The organism is Levilactobacillus cerevisiae, assembly GCF_003946245.1.
Lineage (GTDB): Bacteria > Bacillota > Bacilli > Lactobacillales > Lactobacillaceae > Levilactobacillus > Levilactobacillus cerevisiae.
This window is the reverse complement of the sequence record NZ_RHNN01000015.1, coordinates 64886-83862: the sequence shown is the minus strand read 5'-3', so window position 1 is coordinate 83862 and position 18977 is coordinate 64886. Positions and strand designations below refer to the sequence as shown.

The following is an 18977-nucleotide window of genomic DNA, read 5'->3' as shown; positions in this document are numbered from 1 at the left end:
CACCTGTGGGGAATACTTCCACACCGAAGTGGCCACACCCTTGACAGCGGAATCACCCCCACACCTGTGGGGAATACGTACCGGGCTTAACCGAATAGTCCTTCAGGCCAGGATCACCCCCACACCTGTGGGGAATACTGCTCATACCACGTCAGCATGTTCTTTGGCGTAGGATCACCCCCACACCTGTGGGGAATACAGCACCATTCTTTTGTGAGTGATGCTTAGCGTAGGATCACCCCCACACCTGTGGGGAATACTAGCACTACGTCTGGGGAGGCGAAGTAATGGCAGGATCACCCCCACACCTGTGGGGAATACTTCCACACCGAAGTGGCCACACCCTTGACAGCGGAATCACCCCCACACCTGTGGGGAATACTTATGACCAGCATGGACTGCTCGCCACAAATCGGGATCACCCCCACACCTGTGGGGAATACGGATAACGACGGCCATCACTTTGGCTGACAATAGGATCACCCCCACACCTGTGGGGAATACGACGAAAAGATGCCAGAAATGGACCGCCAAATGGGATCACCCCCACACCTGTGGGGAATACAGCATAAGGATCATCTAGGCTACCACGAATCGAGGATCACCCCCACACCTGTGGGGAATACACTAAAGAAACGCCGTCACACCGGCATCCTGTTTTTCAAAAAATGCCGTTTTCCTTTAACTTGCTTCTCAAGCATACCTCAGAAATCGGTGGTCCACAATGAAAAAAAGTCGCCAACAAGAAAAAAGCCGCCTCAAATCGAGACGACCCATTCAGCAACACAAACCTTCACCAAACCCACTCACTTCCGCCGCAAAGTCCGATCCGGCTGCTGTCCAATAAACAGTGGTACCTTCTCCTCAACCACATCGCTGAATTCCAACCCATACCAGCGCTGCGGTGACAACGAAATCCGCTGGAGCAACAGGCGACCGCCAATTAACAAGCGGTCCAGCGCTGGCAGATCACTCTGGGCACCCAAGTCTTGAAACTGTTGGTTTAGCATGACAAATTTAAAATTACCTACACGCCGACCGGGAATGCTGGAATACCGTGGTGTCTGGTCATCCAACATTCCCTCATTCAACAAGTCATTCACAATTTGTCGCAGATAGACGTTTAACCGCTGTGGCTTCTTGAATCCCAGGTACAGCTGCACATCCATCACACTACGTGACCCTAACTGTTTAACCGTATATGCACACTCATACGGCGTGTCAGTCTCATTGACCGTCACGAACCAATAAACCTTAGCCCGCTTCGGCTGCTGGTCCAAAATGGAATACACCGTTGCCCGTTTGACTGCGTAATCGCGACCCACGTGGCCGATGTACACCAAGTTCGCAGCAAACGGTGGCACCTGATCATCCCGACTCAGCGCGGTCAGTTGTGGCACAAAGTCCAACAGTGACACGTCATCCTTCTCTGCCAAATGCGCATCCCGCCGCAGATTACCAGCGTGCCAGAAGACCATAATTGTCAGAATCGCCAACGTCAACAGTAGGGTCACGTACCCGCCGTGAACGAATTTTGCCAAGCTTGCAACAAGAAATAACCCTTCCAACAAGCCAAAGCTGATCACGTATACCTGCGCCAAAACGCGATGACCCCGTTTAAGCAGAAAGGCGTGCAACAAGAGCGTTGTCATTAACATCGTAATCGTGATGGCCAATCCGTAGGCCGCTTCCATGTGGCTGGACGTTTGAAAGTACCAGACGATTGCCAACGTGACGCCACATAACAACCAGTTCACAGCCCCGACATACAGCTGACTCTTGACGTTGCCTGGAAATTTTATCCGCAACCGCGGCAATAATTTCAGCCCAATGGCTTCGTGTACCAGCGTGTAAGACCCCGTGATCAAGGCCTGTGAGGCAATGATTGCCGCAATCGTGGCAATGACAATCGCGAAAATCCGCCAGTGAGCCGGCACCATTGCGTAAAACGGATTCACAGGGTGCGCTGCGGCCAACGTGGCGCCATGACGAATCACCCACGCGCCTTGACCCAGATAACTCAGCATCAACATCGCGTACACAAACGGCCAGGTACCATAAATATTTCGTTTGCCCACTTGCCCCATATCCGAATAAAGTGCCTCCGCCCCAGTCGTCGCCAGGAAAATACTACCTAGAATAAAGATACCTTGGCGATTGCTGGGACTGAAGAGAAATTGAACCGCGTATACCGGTGACAAGGCCCGTAGCATCCCCGGAACCGCCAGCAAATTTACGGCCCCAACCGCGCCAATGAACGTAAACCAAATCAGCATCAACGGTCCAAACGACCAGCCAATCATTTCCGTTCCAAAACGTTGCACCAGAAATAGGCCCAGTAAAATACCAGTCACCACCAGTAAGACCCACCCCTGGCCAGTGCCAAAATGAAGCGGACCAATTGTCTGTCCTTTGAGTCCTTCAATCGCCGAGGTCACGGTCACGGCTGGCGTTAGTGTCCCGTCAGCCAGCAGCGCCGCGCCACCAATCAATGCCGGAACAATCAACCATTTCGCATGAGTTCGGACTAACGCGTAGAGGGCAAAGATGCCACCCTCGTCCCGGTTATCCGCCTGCATGGCCAGTAAAATATATTTCACCGTGGTAATCAGCATTAACGTCCAAAAAATTAAGGATATACTGCCCAACATGATGGGTGTGGCCGCTCCCCGTTCCTGACCGCCCGCCGCATCGATGATGGCATTCATCACGTAAAGGGGCGAGGTTCCAATGTCCCCGTATACAATGCCGAGGGTAATCACCATTCCTAACCCGGATAACGTCCGCGTCGTGGCTTTCATGGCTACCGACCTCCCTTTGATTCCGCCACCCATGATAGCGATGTTGACCGCAAAGACCAAAGATTCGACCGCAATTGAGTAACTGACTAACCGAATTGGCGGGTAAAACGATAGTTCTAGGCGAACGCTTAACTAATCTGGTATTATCAAGCTTAACGGATTGGGGAGGAATGCAAGATGGCAAATTCATTAGGAATCACGCTCAAAGAAGCAAGACTGGCGCAACATCTGTCACAACGCGCTGTCGCACAGGACATCTGCGCGCAGTCGATGTTGTCAGCCGTTGAAAATGGCCAATACACGCCAAACGCAGAATTGTTGATTCAACTCTGTCAGCGGCTTCACATCAGCCTGAGTCAAATTAGCCTGGCACAAGACTTTGCGGTCAGTTCCCGGAGCCGGTTTAACACCCAAGTTAGCGAACTCTGTAATCAGCATCGCTACCATGAGCTGCGGATCTATTTGAATTCCGAAGCCGTCCTCTCCGCCATCGACACCGCCGATCAGACGCAAGCCTATTACTATTATCTAGGTGTCACCGATTTTCAATTGGGCAGTTTAACCGTTGCCCAACAAAATTTTCGCCTGGCATTAGCCAGCGCCGGTACCAAGCGACCCACGGCGCTCACCCGATTATGTTACGGGTCATTAGCGCTCGTCGCCGCCCATGAAGGGAAGACCCAAACGACCATCACGGCCATTCAAGCCGCCCTGGCCTATTTGGACGAGACCCCCTACGAAGAAAATTTAAACGTGCTCTTCTATTTAGCGGCCTACGCGACTGAAAAATTAGGTAATCTGTCTACGGCGGCAACCTACCTCAGTCAAGGCATCGCCTACGCGGGCGACCACAACTCACACTTCATGTTAGCGAATGATTATCACTTATTAGCCATTCTCAGTGCACGCGCCGCCAAGAATGGCGAGGAATTAATGGCGACCCAGTACGAAACAATGTTGACCACGCTGTTCCATGAGAAGGTCTATGACGATTTTTAGTCGGTATCAAAATAAGCGTCCCACATGATTGTGAGTCGCTTTCATCGCTGTCTAACGTCGCGTCAATCGATGACGTCCTTCTAATAATCCAAAGAAAAGAGCAATCCCACCTAGGAAAACCAGATTCATCCCTAATGGCACCGTTCGACCACTCAGCTTGCCAGCAACCGTTGTAATACGGTAAAAACTCAGGCCCAACACATTCAAATTATCCGTCACCAAATTTGCCATGTGCATATACGCAAACGCCGCCGAGATCATCACCGAAATTAGCGCGGTGGCAACCAGTACACTGGCACCAAATTCAAAGCCCCATCTAATCAACGTATGCCGCATCTCTCAGCGCCCCCAATCTTTGCATTGACTATAGCACCCCTAAGTCACGCAGTCACCTAGGCGAAATTCGATTGGCTAGTAACCGAACCAAAAATGGCCAAAAAAATTACCCGCCATTCCTTACGAATGGGCGGGTAATTTTAAAATCTAAGAAACTCCGGCTTGCCAATCAATCTCTCTGAATCGTTCTTATTAGCATCTCTTAAACTCTAATAGCTACTATACCTGCTTATCCGACATTCGTCAAGCTTTATTTTTATTTCTTTTCACAATTGCCCGGTTGATCTCGGTCACTCGCAAATGTTGATTCAATGCTACCACGGCCCAAACCACTACGTAAATCAAGATGTACGCCACTAGAAAGCCAACGATTGGGAACTGCTCCCCGTCCACATACACCTGTCGACCTACCACTAAAAGCAATGTTCCCACAAAGTGAAGACTTAACGCGGCGAGAAAGTTTAACCATTCCGAGTCAAAAATCATACTGATTAAACCAATCGCGGCACTCATGACTAGCAAACTCACAATCGCTGATAAACTCGTCGCGGCGTAACTCGGTTTAATCGCCATCATGACCAGATAGGCAACGGCCCCATAGCCCGTGCCACGCATGGCGTAACGCAACCCCTTATTCACCCTGATCACCTCCTAGATTCCTAATCGCTGCATCAACAGCTTTACGTATTTTCGACTGACGGCCGTCTTGAGCTGATTCGTGAGCGCCGCCGTCATATTGCCCGAAAAACTATCCTCCAGCGATAACAAGTGATCTAAGTTCAAAACGCTGTGCTTCGATACCTGGACAAAGTCAGGGCTCCCTAATCGTTCCACCAAATGGCGCAGTGTCTCCCGGGTCTCCACGACTCCATCCACTGTATAGACCATGAGTGTCGCCGCTTGCACCTCAGCTAAAATAATGGTGGTGGTCTTCACCATCACTAATCGGTCTGGCGTTTTAATGGGAATAATTCCCGGTTGCCGCACCTGAAAATGATCCAGATAATCCTGCAAGGCGGTCACCTGACCAGCCTGATCAGCCGCTTGGATAATCACCAACGGATCCGTTGACGGAATTTCCGAATGCTGTTCAAATCGTTGATGCACGCCAATCCCCCCGTTTTATTTACCGTTCACGCACGAGTCGCCGGTGCTGCCACCCCTTCAACCAAAGCGGCATCAGTACCGCGGCCAGCGCACAGATAAAGATTACTCCTATTATATGGTAAGTCGTGCCTTGACTCAACAGTGTCGACCATTTCAGGCGGATCCCCATGAATTTTTCAAAATGACTTCTGCCACCTGGATTGCCCTTAAAAATAGTCGTCAGGTGATCATCCATTAAATATTGGCGGTACAACGCCGCCACATAGCTTCCAGGTGTCACCTTTACCAGCAATTGGGCAAAGGTTGGCAGTGTCCCAATCGGAACGTAGGTGCCTACCAAGAATCCTGCGGCCGTCCCAACGATACTTCCCAGTTTACTTAGATTAGTCACCGAATGAACGTGTTGGATAATGAGTGCGTTGACAACCGTCGCCAGCAACGAGCTGCTAATCATCAGCGAACAAACGTTGATTATCTGCCCCCAGGTCACGGTCAGCTTATCGGTTACGTGGAAATAGCCCAGCATAATGGCGAACATCGCGACTTGCATGAGGACCCCAATCAGCGCCGCACTGGCGAGATAGCTCATTTGCAAACGTTGCGGTCCCGCATCCGTTAACTGGAGGTCCTGGTCGACGTGTCGTTCCCGGTCAATCGTCTGTTGGGCCAAACTGCTTAACGTTGTCGTGATGGCTGTAATCGCCAACGTTCCCCCAATCAGCCAAGTATCTAACAAGGTCGTGGCGTGTGGTACGTGCGCCCAACTCGCCAGCATGTTTTGTTTTAAGAACACAATATACAACACGAATGAGATGAGTGCGCCCATCAAAGAAAAGAACACGCCACTCCAGTTTCGAAAATACAACAGTAGGTTACGCTTGATCATTGCTAACATTTTAACGCATCCCCTTTCCCGTCAACGCTAAGAAGGCGTCATCCATTGTTCCCGGTCGAAACTCAAAGTCCGTAATCATTGCCCGATTCGCTAACAAAATCTCCAGCGCAGCTTGAGCCGTGGGCACCTGAAACGTCAGCTGATTTTGGGTAGCGGCAACCGGTTCCAACCTAATTTTCGCACGCAACTGCGCGGCGTCCTGAGCCTGTAAACGGAGCACATCCGCAGCGTACGTCGCTTTGATCTCTGTTGCGGTGCCGGATGCAACCAGGTGACCGTGATCCACGATGTAAACGCAATCCGCCGAATCGGCTTCGTCTAGATAGTGGGTCGTCAAGACGACGGTCAACTGACGCTCAGCCTGTAAATGCCGCAGGAGCGTCCAAATTGCCGTTCGCGTCTGAATATCTAGCCCGGTCGTGGGTTCATCTAAAAATAAAATATCCGGATCATTTAGCAGGGCTCGGGCAATGTCCACCCGGCGTTTCTGGCCTCCTGACAGCGTCCCGTAGTGTTGCTTCAAAAATTCCGTCAATCCCAATTGTTGGCTCACCACCGCTACTTTGTTACGCGGAACGTGATGGTACTGTTTCGCCCGAATCTGAAGATTTTCCTGGACCGTTAACGCGCCATCTAAAACGCTACTTTGAAAAACAACGCCCACCTTGGTTTGGGCCTGATAGGTCACCTTTCCAGCCGTTGGCGTCAGTAAGCCAATCAGCATATTCATGGTGGTCGATTTTCCCGCACCGTTGGGTCCTAGTAACGCCGTAAAACTCCCCTGCTTAATTTGCAAATTTAATCCGTTGACCACCACGTGATTTCCATAAGTCTTGGTCAACTGCTTCGCTTCTAACAACATCTCGCTCATCTCCTATGACTGCGAGACTACGCTGAATCTGCCCAGCCGTCACGGGTTTCGGGGTAAGTGGCAGGATCTGCAGGATAAGTGGTCATCAGCGACTGCTAAAAAAAGGTCCAGTCAATCGACTTCTCTCGTCGACCGCCTGGACCCACCTGACAAACGCATCAAATCAGACTACCGTTTCTCGTGAGCTAGCCGGATCTGCTTGGGCAACTGGCCAAACATCCGCCGGAACTGTTCGCGGGCGGTCCGTCGATTCGTTAAGCCATGGCGCGCAAACAGCTCGTTCACGGGAACCGCCGTATTGATGAGGTCCTGGTAGAGATTGTTTAAACGAATCATGTAGACATATTGCCCCAGAGTCACGCCCGTCTGCCGTTTGAACAGTCGTGAGAGGTAACTGGCATTATAGCCAAACGTTTCAGCCAACAATTTCACACTGAGCTTGTCGCGATAATGTTCGTTCACGTAAATCAGGAGCGATTTGATATTACTCGCATTTTCCGTCAGTGGCTGATCCAGCCGCACAAAATTTTCAACCAGTAATTTCAAAATCGTCAGCACTAAAATGCCACTATCCAGCTGGGCACTGACGCCTTGCTCCCGGTTAACCTGGTTCAACTCACGGAACTTGGCAACGACTTGACGATAAGCTTCCGTATCGGTCAAACCCGTGGTCGAAAAATTCATTGTCTCCGGATGATTAAAGTAAGCCGCCATAAACGTCAGTGGCACCTGCAATACCAGGGCGTGGTTGGCCGTATTGGTCACATCGTGAATCACCCCCGAGGGAACGACCACAAAGTTTCCCGGTCGAATCACGTGTGCCCGCCCGTTAATTTGGAAGACGAGCTGCCCCGTCAGCACACACACCAACTCGATACTACTGTGCCAATGAAACGGGACGTAGCCGGCCGTTTCCACGGTTGACTCCCAAAAGCGCACGCCAATCCGTAAATTACTCACGACGTTTTCATGATGATCATTTGGCATTTATCTCGCTCCTTAATTAAAAAAAGATTACTTTCACGACTTCTTTAGATTCACAATCTGACGACTTCGGCGCAAGTCATTGAATTGAATCCGCTTACACGGTATTCTATGAACATCACTTAGTCGGTGAAACCAACTAGTCCTAATCACGGCTGCTAGCAGGTTCGCCTCTAATCATATCATACTAAACGGAGCGTGAAAAAAATGTCTACCATTCAAAATCCAATTATCCCCGGCATGGCGCCCGACCCGTCAATCATTCGCGTAGGTGCAGATTATTACATTGCCACATCTACCTTTCACTGGAACCCGGCCGTCCAAATCTTTCATTCAACCGATTTGGCCAACTGGGACTTGATCAGTCACGCGCTAACGGCTAACGAGGTCGATCTGCGCGGCACCAACACGCCCGCCGGCATCTGGGCGCCCCATCTGTCCTATGATTCCCAAACGCAAAAATTCTGGCTCGCCTACTCGCACATGCAAAACATGGCCGGTCGGGAGTTTAACTCGGATTCATTTGCCATGTCCGCCGATCGGATTACTGGTCCCTGGTCAAAGCCCATCTATCTGACATCAATCGGTTTTGACCCGGCACTCTTCCACGAAAACGGTAAACACTACGCGGCCATTCTCGAATGGGAAACCCGCCCCGGCTACCAGGCCCCCGGTCACATCGTAATCGCCGAAGTCGACCTGACCCAGGGGGGCATCATCGGCGAGTGGCACCGTGTCACCACGGGTTTCACTACCCGGGGCTGTGCCGAAGCGCCGCAGATTTATAAACACGATGGCTTTTACTATTTACTGATTGCCGCGGGCGGTACCGGTTATGCCCACGACATTGAAATCGGCCGCTCAGAGAAAATTTTCGGCCCGTACACGCCCAATCCTACCGGCGAACCCATCATCACGTCTTCCCCACAACACCTTTTCTCCCTGGGAGATCCCGATGCCGGCCACTTCGAGCGGTACAATCCCCGCGCTCTGATGCAAAAGGCTGGCCACGGATCGCTCGTTCACACGCAAACCGATGAATGGTACGTCGCGCACCTCATGTCTCGCCCACTTCCTGGACAACCGTTGAATCCCTTGGGTCGTGAAACCGCACTCCAAAAGATGCACTGGACCAAGGCAGGCTGGCTGGAAATGGCAGACGGGAGTAACCTGGCAAAAATGACCGTTGCCGGTATGACCGGCCAGTCGGTCACTCAGAATTCGGCGAACCAGGATATCACTGAAGATTTCAGTCAGCCCACTTACAGCGCGCAATTCATGACGCCGTACCGTCCGCAGGATTCAGCCTGGGTAAACACCACCGAGAATCCCGGTCATCTCCGCATTCACGGTCACAATTCTTTCTTCTCTCAAGTGAACCCGGCTATCATGGCCACCCGGGCGACTTCCCTGGATTATACCGTTCAGACACAACTCGCCTTTCATCCGGACCATTACTCGGAAACTGCCGGTCTCGGCCTATATTACGATTCAAATAACTGGTTGTACGCTTATCTCGGCCTCGCCGATACCGAGGACCGCACTGTCCTTCGGGTCCTCCAGGCGAAACTGGCCGAGCGTCTCACTAATACCTGCACAACCGTCACCATCCCCGCTGACGCTGCCGACTTACGGATTCGCTACCAAAACGGGTACGCCCAAATTGCCTACCGACTAGCCGCGACGGACACTTGGCAACCCTTAGGCGATTCTTACGACGTGCGCTACCTGTCCGACGAGGGTGTCAACGGTGCCCCAGGAGAAATTGGCGGCTTTACGGGGCTCTTCAATTTTATCGGCGCCGTCGATGCCCACCAACTAAAGTCGTACGCCGACTTCAGTGCCTATACGGTTCGCAACCACTAAGAAAGAGGAAAAATTATGAACAAGACGACCATCTCACTCAAACGCTTAGTTCCCGGTTTAATTATTGGCCCCGCCAGTTGGTTAGGCCCCTACATTGTTATGAATAGTCTCTTTTTACCCGCACTGATTCAGCACTTTAATGCGGCTCACAAGGTCGAACTCGTCGCACTCTTCTCCACCTGCGGCATGATTGTGGCTGCCCTTTCCAACATGATTGCCGGCGCCCTCTCGGATAAAACCACATCGCGGTGGGGAAAACGCGCGCCCTGGCTGATTGGCGGTGCCTTTATCTTCATGCTCGCCATGATTGCCGCGTCATTTTCGCCCAATATTCCGGTGCTCCTGACAACCTGGATGGTGGGTCAAGCCGCCCTGAACTTTATCGTGGCGCCCATGGTTGCGTGGATTGACTTCGCCCCCAAGGAAGGCCGGGGAACCGCCTCTTCCGCTTATGGTGGCTTGGGGATGGCCCTGGGAAACAACGGCTTTAACGTCATTGGTGCGCTCTTCTTGAGCCAATACCGGCTAGGCTTCATCATCTTTGGGATCATCACCTTCATCGGCGTCAGCATCGCTGCATTCATCGTGCACGAGCCTTCAAACCTGGATGAAGAGGTCACCGAAAAGGCTGCTAAACCTAAGCTGACGTTGAAGGACGCCGCGTCCATCTTTCCCAGTTGGTCGGTGGGTCGTGACTACTACATGGCCCTAATCGCAAAACTCTTTCAGGGCGTGGGTAACTTTGCCATCACCGGCTACATTCTCTACATCATGACGGACTTCCTACACCGCGGGAGTCAAACGCAGTCTTCAATTCAGTTGATCAACCTGATCATGTTAATTTTTGGCGTTTTAATGGGATTTGTCGCGGGACCTATTTCCGACAAATTTAAAATTCTGAAGCTGCCCGTCGGCTTTTCAACGCTGTTCCTGGCACTGGCAGCACTACTGCTATTCTTCTTCCGCGACACCTTTGGCATCATCACCTACGCCTTCGCTGCCGGCATTGGGATGGGCATGTGGAATTCGCTGGATAACCTGTTGAACCTGGAAGTGATTCCGGATCCAGACCGCGTGGCCTTCTTCTTGGGCGTCTACAATCTGGGGAATACCGTGACCCAAGCCATCGCGCCGGTCGTTGCAGCGGCCGTCATCGCGATCTTCGGCTACTCTGGTATCTTCATTGTTTCCTTTATCTTCTCGCTGATTGGTGGGGTGCTGATTTTACGCATCAAGTCTGTGAAGCGTTGATTATCAGTTACCACCAGCAACGTCAGCATAATTTCGAAAATCCGCGGCACCTCTTAGGTTTTCCTAAGTCATGCCACGGATTTTTTCTAGATAGCAGCCCCCATAAACAACTAAACTAACCAAGCATCCAGCCCCGCCCATTTGGTTACCGCTCACTATAATTGACCCCACATGAGTACCATTTATCTGATCTAGGGAGGGACCAACATGAGCCGACTTTTCTAAATTTTTCTAACGGGCGAGACCGTGTCTAGTTTCGGCAACAATCTTTTCGATATCGCCATCGATTGGTACCTGTACAGCCTAACGCGCAGTTCCTTGCTCGTCGGCATGATTTCAGGCGCTTTCAATCTGCTGGTGTTGATGAACCTGGTCACCGGTTTTGTCGCCGACCGCCACGTGAAGACCCAGCTCATGCGCCTGGTGGATCTCTTGCAGTTGGCCATTATGATTATTGCTGGTCTTTTCCTGGGGCAACACACCATTACGCTCCTGCCCTTCATCCTGATTCTTTTCGCCACGCGGTTTGTCGGCACCTTTTTCGCCCCCGCCGAGGATACCCTGATTCCTCAGATTGTCACGCGGGACCACTTGGCCAAAGCTAACGGCCTGAACCAGGGGCTCTCAATGGCCGCCCAAATGATTGGGATGCTGGTTGGGAGTACGCTGATTGCCTGGCTCTCGCTAGCGGACTTCATGTGGGTCAACGCCGTGACTTTTGGCGTCTCCTTCATCTGCATTTCCCTGGTTCATCACCGTTACCGGGAAGCCCTAGCGACGCCGACCTCAGACGCCACTGATCACTGGTATGCGGGCATCGCGTATATCAAACGTACGCCGATGCTCCGGGCCATCATTGGGTTGGCCCTCGTCATCAACCTGGCTCTCGGACCCATCATGAGCCTAAATGTGGTCTGGGTCCGCGAAAATCTGCACAGCACCAGCTTCGTCTACGGCGTCATGCAGATTGCCCTGATGGCTGGCGTCATTCTGGGTAACGTGGTTGCAGCCATCCTCAAGCTACGGTTAAAACAAAAGATGATTCTTTCATTAGGATTAGTCAGTCTCGCCGTTATTGGCATGGTCGTTGTACCGACCATCTGGATGACATTTACCATGCGGCTTCTCATTGGCCTTGGCGCCGGGACCATCAATGTGGCCGTCTTCACCCTGATTCAATCCACGACGCCCGCTAACATTTTGGGTCGGGTCAACGGCGCCATGATGGCCGGCACCAATCTGGCTTTGCCGGTAGGAATGATGCTTGGGGGGATTCTCTCCGCACAATTTGGCGTCGGTGGCGTCTATTTGATTGGCGCGATTTGTACGCTGATTGCGTTGGCCAGCTTTTCGCGGGTACCGGTTCAAGAGATTTCGTAGTCGGTGACAACGGTCCGCAGAAAAGTTTTTAGCAGAAATTCCGCCCCCCCTTTGAAAAGTTAACCCTTTGTAGTATACTCGGTCTATAGATGATAATTCTCATCTAAATTTAACATTAGCCGATGGCAGCAACACTTCTAGGAGTAGGAAGCGACCATCAGCTTATCAGGGAAAGAAGCGGGGAACATGAATCACATCTTACGGCCTAGTCTCAGCGGCCTATTTCGACTTGGTATGGGGGATTTTTACGCCTTTCTAATTGTGGCGGTAGCTTTGATCGTGAAGGCACCTGCCCGCGTCATGTATCCGCTCGGCGGCATCTTAGCCATTATTTTTGCCATTTCCGCCTGTATCACCCTGAGTGGCATGATTCTGAATCACCTGTATCGTGAACCAGAAACGTACACCATCTTAATTCTGCAACTGGCATTTACTATCATCTTTGTGGTCATGCTGACCTGGTAGGTTTTGCTGATCATAGTCTAAAAGGGGCCTCGTCGTTTTGTACTTCACGACGAAGCCCCCTTTTGCATGCCACTCATCGCTTGGCCAGCCGCCGCCACCCCCAGCGCACGAGTTTAATCACGGCCAAGTACCCCACCAGCAGTGGCCCAAAGAGGATCAACAGAAATGTCGCCCACAGATGTTCACAGAAAACCAAAACTGGATTGAGAATGCCATCCGTACTCTGGGTTGTGCCCGTCGTGTACTCCCAAGGATTAGCAACCACCCCGTTTGTTGTCCACCGGTGCTTGACGTGATTGTCACTAATATCCTGATGATGCATCGCCAACGCCCGGTGCTTGTAGGTTTCAAAACGCTCACCATTTCTACTATACAGACTCCGATATCTCTGACGCAGGCCAGGATAGCACACTAGCCAGCTGAGAAAGATCCAGGTGGTAAAAATCGTCACTGGTATGTACCAGCCGGTCTTTGTCATTCTGATATCCCAAGTCAGCAACAGCACCATGATGAGGAATCCTCGACTCAGCGCTCCCAGATAGCGGTAAACCCACCGGCTTCTTTTCATCTCCTATTTTCCTCCAGTTTTCCGTTAGTTTGCTTAAAATGATAATTTGATGTGAACTATTCTAATTTAAATATATCATGTTTACTTTCCCGATTAAAGGCCAATTTCGCTTAATTTTCCCCAAACAAAAAACCAACCACCGAAGTGATTGGTTTAAAGCTGTCCCTAGTTGCGACGGCGTTCTGGAATCCGCGCTGCCTTACCGTTAAGTTCACGGAGGTAGTAGAGCTTAGCACGACGTACACGACCTTGACGAATAACGTCAATCTTAGCAACACGTGGGGAGTTTAATGGGAAAATCCGTTCAACACCGACACCGTTACTGATCTTACGTACCGTGTAAGTTGCTTGGATGCCAGCACCCTTACGCTTGATTACAACACCTTCGAACAATTGGATACGTTCGCGGGTACCTTCGACGATCCGGGCGTGAACCCGAACAGTGTCTCCGGCACGGAAGTCTGGAACATCGTCCCGTAATTGTTCTTGGTTGATCTTAGCAATTAAATTGTTTTGGCGCATAATATATTCTATCCTTTCGCCAACATTCATTCTCGGTTTCGACAGCGGAATATTGTTTATGTGGCTAAACAGCCAGAAGTAAGTGTATCATATCTCGAAATGCCTGTAAAGGGAATTTTCTTGACTCCCTACTTTTTCGCTTGGCGTTCTTCCTCTTCAATCCGGACGTCCGCCAACAAATGTTTCTGTTGGGCGGTCAGCTTACGGTGATCGATCATGTCTGGGCGTCGTTGATAAGTCCGCCGGAGGGCTTCTTTTTGCCGCCACTCGTCAATCTTACCGTGATTACCACTGATCAACACGTCGGGCACCTTCATCCCCCGGAATTCCGCCGGCCGCGTGTACTGTGGATATTCCAGCAACCCCGAGGAGAATGAATCCCCAGGGGCCGATTCCGAATTACCCAGCACGCCTGGTAACAAGCGCACCGTCGCATCAATCATCACCATGGAAGCCAACTCGCCACCCGTGAGGACAAAGTCTCCGAGGGAAACCTCATCCGTCACCAGCGTCCGAATCCGTTCGTCATAGCCCTCATAGTGGCCGCACAGGAAGGTTAAATGTTCCTCGTGAGCAAACTCCTCGGCAACGTGTTGATTAAACGTCACGCCAGCGGGATCAAGCAAGATGACCCGACCCTTAGGCAGGCCCTCAGCGGCAGCCTGTTCTTCGGTCGCTTTTAACGCATCAAAGATGGGTTGCGGTTGCAGTAACATCCCCGCGCCCCCACCAAACGGGTAATCATCAACGTTGCCGTGTTTATTGGTCGAGTAATCCCGAAAATTGGTGACGGGCATGGTCAAGTGCCCATTTTGAATCGCCTTACCCACGATGGAATCATGCATGGGCCCGGAAAACATATCCGGAAATAGACTTAACACATCGATCCGCATTACTCGAGTCCCTCCATCAATTCAACGACGACCTGACCGGCAGCCAAATCAACCTTTTTAACGACGTCGTCAATCTTGGGCAACAACAGGTCGTCTTGACCTGGGCGCGCAACCACCCACACGTCGTTGGCACCGGGTGAAAGAATTTCTTTGATTTCACCGAGCTCTTCACCGTCTTCGGTCACAACGGTCAAGCCAACGATTTGGTGATAGTAGTACTCGCCGGGCTGTAGGTCGCTGGTTTCTAACTCGTTGTCCGTGACCTTTAACGTGCTCTGCTTGTAAATTTCCACGTCATTGATTGACGGCTTACCTTCAAAACCCAAGAGATAAAAATTCTTGTGCTTCCGCATCGTCGCTACCGTCAGGGTAATCGGCTTGGTTTGGTCCTTTTGAAACGCATAGAGCGTGGATCCAACCGCAAAGCGGCTTTCCGGGAAATCCGTCGTCGCGATGACGCGGACCTCACCCTTAATCCCGTGTGTGTTCACAATGGTTCCTACCGTATAATATGCCATCTTGTCTGCCTCCTTATTAAGCGTTCAGTTTGTTTGGGGGTCATCCCAATTTTTGGTCAAATTTAGGGTAACAAAAAACTCGAGGAAACGTTGCCGCCTCACTCGAGTTCTTTAGCTGGGCGGTCATCAATGATGAGCCGCACCCGCTTATTGCCTTGAACGCGAACGCTATAAACAATCGTACGGATTGCCTGCGCCACGCGGCCTTGTTTACCGATTACCCGTCCGATGTCATCGGGGTGCACGGCCAACCGATACTCATAGAAGCGCTCCGTCTCAACTGGTGTAATCACCAAATCATCGGGATGCTCCACAAGTGGGCTAACAATTGCTAGAATTAATGCCTTAAAATCGGTCATTGCTAATCACTACTTTTTAGTGTACTTAGCTTCGTGATATTGCTTCATGATACCAGCGTTGGAGAGTAAAGTCTTAACCGTATCTGAAGGTTGAGCACCATTGTTCAACCAGTTCATGATAGATTCTTCCTTCAACGTGATTGAAGCGGGTTGGGTAACTGGATTGTACGTTCCAACTTGTTCGATGAAACGACCGTCACGAGGGCTCCGTGAATCGGCAACCACAATCCGGTAGAATGGGCGCTTCTTAGAACCCATTCGCTTTAAACGAATCTTAACTGACATGTAGACACCTCCTGTATTTCTTTCAACGTGTAATAATATACCAGTTTCTGGATATGATGTAAAGGGTTTTTTCTTTACACCTTGAAATTAATCGAAATTCCTTAGTAACCAGGCGATGTCATTTTCGCTCAGGCTGGGACGATTGGTCGCAATCCAGGTCTGAACGGCCGCATAATCATCAAAATCCAAGTGGGTGTCCGCAACACCAGCCGCCTGCAGGTCACGAGCAAATTTTAAATCCGCAATCGTGATTGGCGCTTGAAACAACGGGTTTTCCGCCGCCCGGGTGGCCCACTCACCGGTCAAAATCGCCTGCGCATTACGGTAAGCCGCATCCTGCTTGATTAAGGATCGCAATTCTGGTGCCGTTAACCTCATAATTCTGACCTCCTTAGCGCCTGCCACTGTGGGTCAGTGGTCAAACTAACCACGGTTCCTGGCGCCTGTTCAACCGAAAATTGTGCGATGGGACTCGTCAGGAGCCAAATCACGGTGGCTGGCAACGTGGTGTGCACCTGTGCCTCCCCGTAGCCATCGGTTAAGATCACCACGACTTGATTCGGACTACCTGCCAGTAGCCTGGGCAAAGCGTCGAACACCGCCTGAAACCGGGTGCCACCCCCGCCAGTCCGTTTTAGCACGTGGGGGCGCCTCTCCAGTGGAAAACTCGCCGTCGGGTCAACGACCGTATCAAATGGATAAACGGTCACCTGAGCGGGATAAAGTGCCAATAACGTGGCCATTTGCCCCAACAGGTAGCTAATCTCCCGATTGCCCATGGAACCCGACTCGTCGACGAAGACCGCTACCTTACGCCAGGTCTGGACGATTTCACCCGGCAGATCCATCCGCACCGGTTGGCGACGGTTAAATCGACCATAGGCGGCTTGTCGACCCGCCGGCACCTGTCCCAAGCCCCGTTTCAACAGCGCGCGCCAATCCAGCGGCCGCTGGGCTACCATGGGTGTCAACGCCGCCTGAATGCTGCCTGGTAACGTTCCGCGTTGTTTGGCGGATAATGTAGCGTCTGCGGCTTGGAAGAGCTGAGAACGCCACTGTTCGCGTGTCTCGGCATCCTGGTCAGCGGCCCGCTGCCAGCCATCGTGGCCATCCTGCGCAATTTCAGCAGCGTCGCCGGTCGGTCCGCCCAATTGCAAGTGGTGCCCGGTCGCTTCCTGCTGCGCTTGCCAGTGGCGTAATTGCCGGAGATAAATCGCTGAATCTTGGCGCGGAAGGACCGGCTCCCCCATCGCCGCGGCTAATTTTTGACTCGTCACGCTGTTCCGTGGTAAATCAGTGAGGTAATCGTTCACGGCCGCATCGGTTGCCCAGCGAACCAATCCCGCCTGGGCAGGCGTCTGTTGTTCAGCTGCATAGCGCCGGGGATGGTTCCACAACAGGTGTAACACGGTGTGCCGGAGCATCGCCAAAAGCTGCAGTCCCTTCCAATCCGTGTGCGCCAGGGCCCCAGGGCTCAACACTAATTGCCACTCCCGAGCCGTTGGCGATAAGCTCAGCGCCGATCGAACAGGTTTGACGATGACCGTCAGCCGACTCAGCACCTGCCCATAGAACGGGTCATTCTGTAGCAAATACAAAACGGCATTACGATACACCGTTTGCGTGGCCTGCGACTGATCCGCCGACGTCGCCTGCCGCAAGCGTCGCAAATCTTGGGTCAGACTGGTCATGGCCTACACCTCGATTTCACGGCTGCGTTTGCCAATCGCCGTCAACATGTCGTATAGCTTGGCAACGCCAGTACTTGTCTCCTGTGCAGCGGCCAATTTCTCAAATAAATCGACGGTATCCGCCATCTGTTGGGCTATCGCAAACTGGCCATCAGGTGGACAACTCACTAGCAAATCGGCGAAGCGCGCGGCATTGGCGTCACGCGTTAGGGGCCAGTCCGCACTGGCCAGGCAATTTTGCAAAATGGTCTGCTGCTGCGCGGCACTCACCGTCTGAAAGGTGGCGATGGCCGTGGGACTGGTAAACGCCTGCGCCACCGTCAATCCCGGGCGCTGGGTCACCAGATAGCTGGCAAAAGCCGTGCCGACCGTGACGCCCAGGTTCCCCTGCATAATGGCCGTCACGACCGCCGTTTGCCCAAATAACTGCTGGTCATCTAATTCCCGCAAGGCCCGGGACACGCGTTCCCAAGCCCGGGGTGTCGGCTGTAAGTCGTCATCGACCGCATTGTCCGCCACAACCACGTGGAGGTCGGCCGGATTTTCCCGCAGGTAACCAGTGACCAGTGGTGAAATGCGCGGTTGGCCCGCCACCACGGTCGTCGCCCAACTTAGCCAGGACGTGACGTCCGCTTGGAGAATCAGCCGCGTTGTTCTGTCGGCAATCGCCGCATCCCCAGGGGTCACCCCGTAGTGACTCTGCTCGAAGCCCGCCATGGTGGCGTCCGGATTCTCTGCCAAAATGAGATGCACCTGTTCTGGCAAGGTCAGCGTGTTAATTTGCCGTTGGAGCACCAGGTTCATCAGCTCACTCTGGACGGCCTGGGTCCCCCGATTAAATTCGTCTAAAAACCAAATAATCTCTTGTTCCGGGTGCGCCTCCGCCTGGCGAATCATGGCCACCAGCGTGTGGGAATACCCAAACTGCACATCGGCTAACGACCCATACTTGGCCGTTTGCACGAAGGAATCCGCGGTTAAGGGCGGCACCGGGATGACCAGATCCCCCTTTTCAACTAAACTGACCACGGTCGTGAATAATTTTGCGTGCCGTTGGCGGGCCAATTCAGCTACCAACGCCGATTTCCCAATACCAGCCTCACCCACAATGGTGGGCACTGCGCCACTGGCTAAGACCACCTGCGTGGCTTGCAGACAGTCCGGATAGGTTAATGCCATGAGTGTG

At 52.1% G+C, this 18977-nt stretch carries 21 protein-coding genes and 1 CRISPR repeat array; of the genes, 5 read left to right on the top strand and 16 right to left on the bottom strand.

Annotated features, from left to right (window positions below; genetic code table 11):
• Positions 1-51: 51 nt before the first annotated feature.
• Positions 52-626: a CRISPR direct-repeat array (repeat unit 26 nt; unit sequence ATCACCCCCACACCTGTGGGGAATAC).
• Between the two features lie 180 nt (positions 627-806).
• Positions 807-2801 (bottom strand): KUP/HAK/KT family potassium transporter, encoded by a 1995-nt coding sequence (locus tag EKM99_RS08930; RefSeq protein WP_125582961.1) that lies wholly within the window; start codon positions 2799-2801, stop codon positions 807-809.
• 177 nt (positions 2802-2978) lie between these two features.
• On the opposite strand from EKM99_RS08930, the gene EKM99_RS08925 reads away from it, so the two are divergent.
• Entirely contained in the window at positions 2979-3800 is an 822-nt protein-coding gene (locus EKM99_RS08925; protein ID WP_125582959.1) for a helix-turn-helix transcriptional regulator, read from the top strand.
• 51 nt (positions 3801-3851) lie between these two features.
• On the opposite strand, the gene EKM99_RS08920 is transcribed toward EKM99_RS08925, so the two are convergent.
• From EKM99_RS08920 to EKM99_RS08895, 6 genes are all read right to left on the bottom strand, one after another.
• A complete protein-coding gene (locus EKM99_RS08920) occupies positions 3852-4136 on the bottom strand; it encodes an LlsX family protein (protein WP_125582957.1) in 285 nt (94 codons plus the stop codon).
• A gap of 243 nt (positions 4137-4379) precedes the next feature.
• On the bottom strand, positions 4380-4775 hold the full coding sequence (locus EKM99_RS08915) for a DUF3021 domain-containing protein (RefSeq protein WP_125582955.1): 396 nt from the start codon (positions 4773-4775) through the stop codon (positions 4380-4382).
• Between the two features lie 12 nt (positions 4776-4787).
• The gene (locus EKM99_RS08910; RefSeq protein WP_125582953.1) at positions 4788-5243 is read right to left on the bottom strand and encodes a LytTR family DNA-binding domain-containing protein; all 456 of its coding nucleotides are present in this window, start codon (positions 5241-5243) and stop codon (positions 4788-4790) included.
• Between the two features lie 19 nt (positions 5244-5262).
• On the bottom strand, positions 5263-6138 hold the full coding sequence (locus tag EKM99_RS08905; RefSeq protein WP_125582951.1) for an ABC transporter permease: 876 nt from the start codon (positions 6136-6138) through the stop codon (positions 5263-5265).
• 1 nt (position 6139) lies between these two features.
• A complete protein-coding gene (locus EKM99_RS08900) occupies positions 6140-7000 on the bottom strand; it encodes an ABC transporter ATP-binding protein (protein WP_125582949.1) in 861 nt (286 codons plus the stop codon).
• A 177-nt stretch (positions 7001-7177) separates the two neighbouring features.
• Positions 7178-7996 carry a helix-turn-helix transcriptional regulator gene (locus EKM99_RS08895; RefSeq protein WP_125582947.1) on the bottom strand — a complete coding sequence of 273 codons (819 nt, stop codon included), beginning with the start codon at positions 7994-7996 and terminating at the stop codon, positions 7178-7180.
• Positions 7997-8200: 204 nt separating this feature from the next.
• Between EKM99_RS08895 and EKM99_RS08890 the strand changes: the two genes are divergently transcribed.
• The 4 genes from EKM99_RS08890 to EKM99_RS08875 all read left to right on the top strand — a co-directional run bounded on the left by EKM99_RS08890 (position 8201) and on the right by EKM99_RS08875 (position 12955).
• A complete protein-coding gene (locus EKM99_RS08890) occupies positions 8201-9859 on the top strand; it encodes a family 43 glycosylhydrolase (protein WP_125582945.1) in 1659 nt (552 codons plus the stop codon).
• A gap of 15 nt (positions 9860-9874) precedes the next feature.
• Positions 9875-11110: an MFS transporter gene (locus EKM99_RS08885; RefSeq protein ID WP_125582943.1), complete on the top strand. Its 1236-nt coding sequence runs from the start codon at positions 9875-9877 to the stop codon at positions 11108-11110.
• Positions 11111-11356: 246 nt separating this feature from the next.
• Positions 11357-12490, top strand: coding sequence for an MFS transporter (locus EKM99_RS08880; protein ID WP_164511569.1), 1134 nt, complete (start codon positions 11357-11359; stop codon positions 12488-12490).
• Positions 12491-12676: 186 nt separating this feature from the next.
• Positions 12677-12955: a hypothetical protein gene (locus tag EKM99_RS08875; protein WP_125582939.1), complete on the top strand. Its 279-nt coding sequence runs from the start codon at positions 12677-12679 to the stop codon at positions 12953-12955.
• 73 nt (positions 12956-13028) lie between these two features.
• Here the strand turns inward: EKM99_RS08875 and EKM99_RS08870 are convergent, their stop codons facing one another.
• The 9 genes from EKM99_RS08870 to EKM99_RS08830 all read right to left on the bottom strand — a co-directional run bounded on the left by EKM99_RS08870 (position 13029) and on the right by EKM99_RS08830 (position 18970).
• Positions 13029-13523 carry a hypothetical protein gene (locus EKM99_RS08870; RefSeq protein ID WP_125582937.1) on the bottom strand — a complete coding sequence of 165 codons (495 nt, stop codon included), beginning with the start codon at positions 13521-13523 and terminating at the stop codon, positions 13029-13031.
• A 165-nt stretch (positions 13524-13688) separates the two neighbouring features.
• A complete protein-coding gene (rplS, locus tag EKM99_RS08865; RefSeq protein ID WP_125582935.1) occupies positions 13689-14045 on the bottom strand; it encodes a 50S ribosomal protein L19 in 357 nt (118 codons plus the stop codon).
• 128 nt (positions 14046-14173) lie between these two features.
• Positions 14174-14938: a tRNA (guanosine(37)-N1)-methyltransferase TrmD gene (trmD, locus tag EKM99_RS08860; protein WP_125582933.1), complete on the bottom strand. Its 765-nt coding sequence runs from the start codon at positions 14936-14938 to the stop codon at positions 14174-14176.
• Positions 14938-15456: a ribosome maturation factor RimM gene (rimM, locus tag EKM99_RS08855; RefSeq protein WP_125582931.1), complete on the bottom strand. Its 519-nt coding sequence runs from the start codon at positions 15454-15456 to the stop codon at positions 14938-14940. The genes trmD and rimM overlap by 1 nt, the downstream gene beginning before the upstream one ends.
• 98 nt (positions 15457-15554) lie before the next feature.
• A complete protein-coding gene (locus EKM99_RS08850; protein WP_125582929.1) occupies positions 15555-15815 on the bottom strand; it encodes a KH domain-containing protein in 261 nt (86 codons plus the stop codon).
• Positions 15816-15824: 9 nt separating this feature from the next.
• Positions 15825-16100, bottom strand: coding sequence for a 30S ribosomal protein S16 (gene rpsP, locus EKM99_RS08845; RefSeq protein WP_020088982.1), 276 nt, complete (start codon positions 16098-16100; stop codon positions 15825-15827).
• Between the two features lie 87 nt (positions 16101-16187).
• Complete coding sequence (locus EKM99_RS08840) at positions 16188-16478, bottom strand: hypothetical protein (protein ID WP_225419826.1); 291 nt, start codon at positions 16476-16478, stop codon at positions 16188-16190.
• Entirely contained in the window at positions 16475-17791 is a 1317-nt protein-coding gene (locus EKM99_RS08835) for a vWA domain-containing protein (protein ID WP_125582927.1), read from the bottom strand. Before EKM99_RS08835 ends, EKM99_RS08840 begins: the two co-directional genes overlap by 4 nt.
• Positions 17792-17794: 3 nt before the next feature.
• Positions 17795-18970 carry an ATP-binding protein gene (locus EKM99_RS08830; protein WP_125582925.1) on the bottom strand — a complete coding sequence of 392 codons (1176 nt, stop codon included), beginning with the start codon at positions 18968-18970 and terminating at the stop codon, positions 17795-17797.
• Between the last annotated feature and the right edge of the window lie 7 nt (positions 18971-18977).

Coding starts and splice junctions, on each gene's coding strand:
- EKM99_RS08930 (WP_125582961.1), bottom strand. CDS start 2,801: ATGAAAGCCACGACGCGGACGTTATCCGGGTTAGGAATGGTGATTACC.
- EKM99_RS08925 (WP_125582959.1), top strand. CDS start 2,979: ATGGCAAATTCATTAGGAATCACGCTCAAAGAAGCAAGACTGGCGCAA.
- EKM99_RS08920 (WP_125582957.1), bottom strand. CDS start 4,136: ATGCGGCATACGTTGATTAGATGGGGCTTTGAATTTGGTGCCAGTGTA.
- EKM99_RS08905 (WP_125582951.1), bottom strand. CDS start 6,138: ATGTTAGCAATGATCAAGCGTAACCTACTGTTGTATTTTCGAAACTGG.
- EKM99_RS08900 (WP_125582949.1), bottom strand. CDS start 7,000: ATGTTGTTAGAAGCGAAGCAGTTGACCAAGACTTATGGAAATCACGTG.
- EKM99_RS08895 (WP_125582947.1), bottom strand. CDS start 7,996: ATGCCAAATGATCATCATGAAAACGTCGTGAGTAATTTACGGATTGGC.
- EKM99_RS08890 (WP_125582945.1), top strand. CDS start 8,201: ATGTCTACCATTCAAAATCCAATTATCCCCGGCATGGCGCCCGACCCG.
- EKM99_RS08885 (WP_125582943.1), top strand. CDS start 9,875: ATGAACAAGACGACCATCTCACTCAAACGCTTAGTTCCCGGTTTAATT.
- EKM99_RS08875 (WP_125582939.1), top strand. CDS start 12,677: ATGAATCACATCTTACGGCCTAGTCTCAGCGGCCTATTTCGACTTGGT.
- EKM99_RS08870 (WP_125582937.1), bottom strand. CDS start 13,523: ATGAAAAGAAGCCGGTGGGTTTACCGCTATCTGGGAGCGCTGAGTCGA.
- rplS (WP_125582935.1), bottom strand. CDS start 14,045: ATGCGCCAAAACAATTTAATTGCTAAGATCAACCAAGAACAATTACGG.
- trmD (WP_125582933.1), bottom strand. CDS start 14,938: ATGCGGATCGATGTGTTAAGTCTATTTCCGGATATGTTTTCCGGGCCC.
- rimM (WP_125582931.1), bottom strand. CDS start 15,456: ATGGCATATTATACGGTAGGAACCATTGTGAACACACACGGGATTAAG.
- EKM99_RS08850 (WP_125582929.1), bottom strand. CDS start 15,815: ATGACCGATTTTAAGGCATTAATTCTAGCAATTGTTAGCCCACTTGTG.
- rpsP (WP_020088982.1), bottom strand. CDS start 16,100: ATGTCAGTTAAGATTCGTTTAAAGCGAATGGGTTCTAAGAAGCGCCCA.
- EKM99_RS08840 (WP_225419826.1), bottom strand. CDS start 16,478: ATGAGGTTAACGGCACCAGAATTGCGATCCTTAATCAAGCAGGATGCG.
- EKM99_RS08835 (WP_125582927.1), bottom strand. CDS start 17,791: ATGACCAGTCTGACCCAAGATTTGCGACGCTTGCGGCAGGCGACGTCG.
- EKM99_RS08830 (WP_125582925.1), bottom strand. CDS start 18,970: ATGGCATTAACCTATCCGGACTGTCTGCAAGCCACGCAGGTGGTCTTA.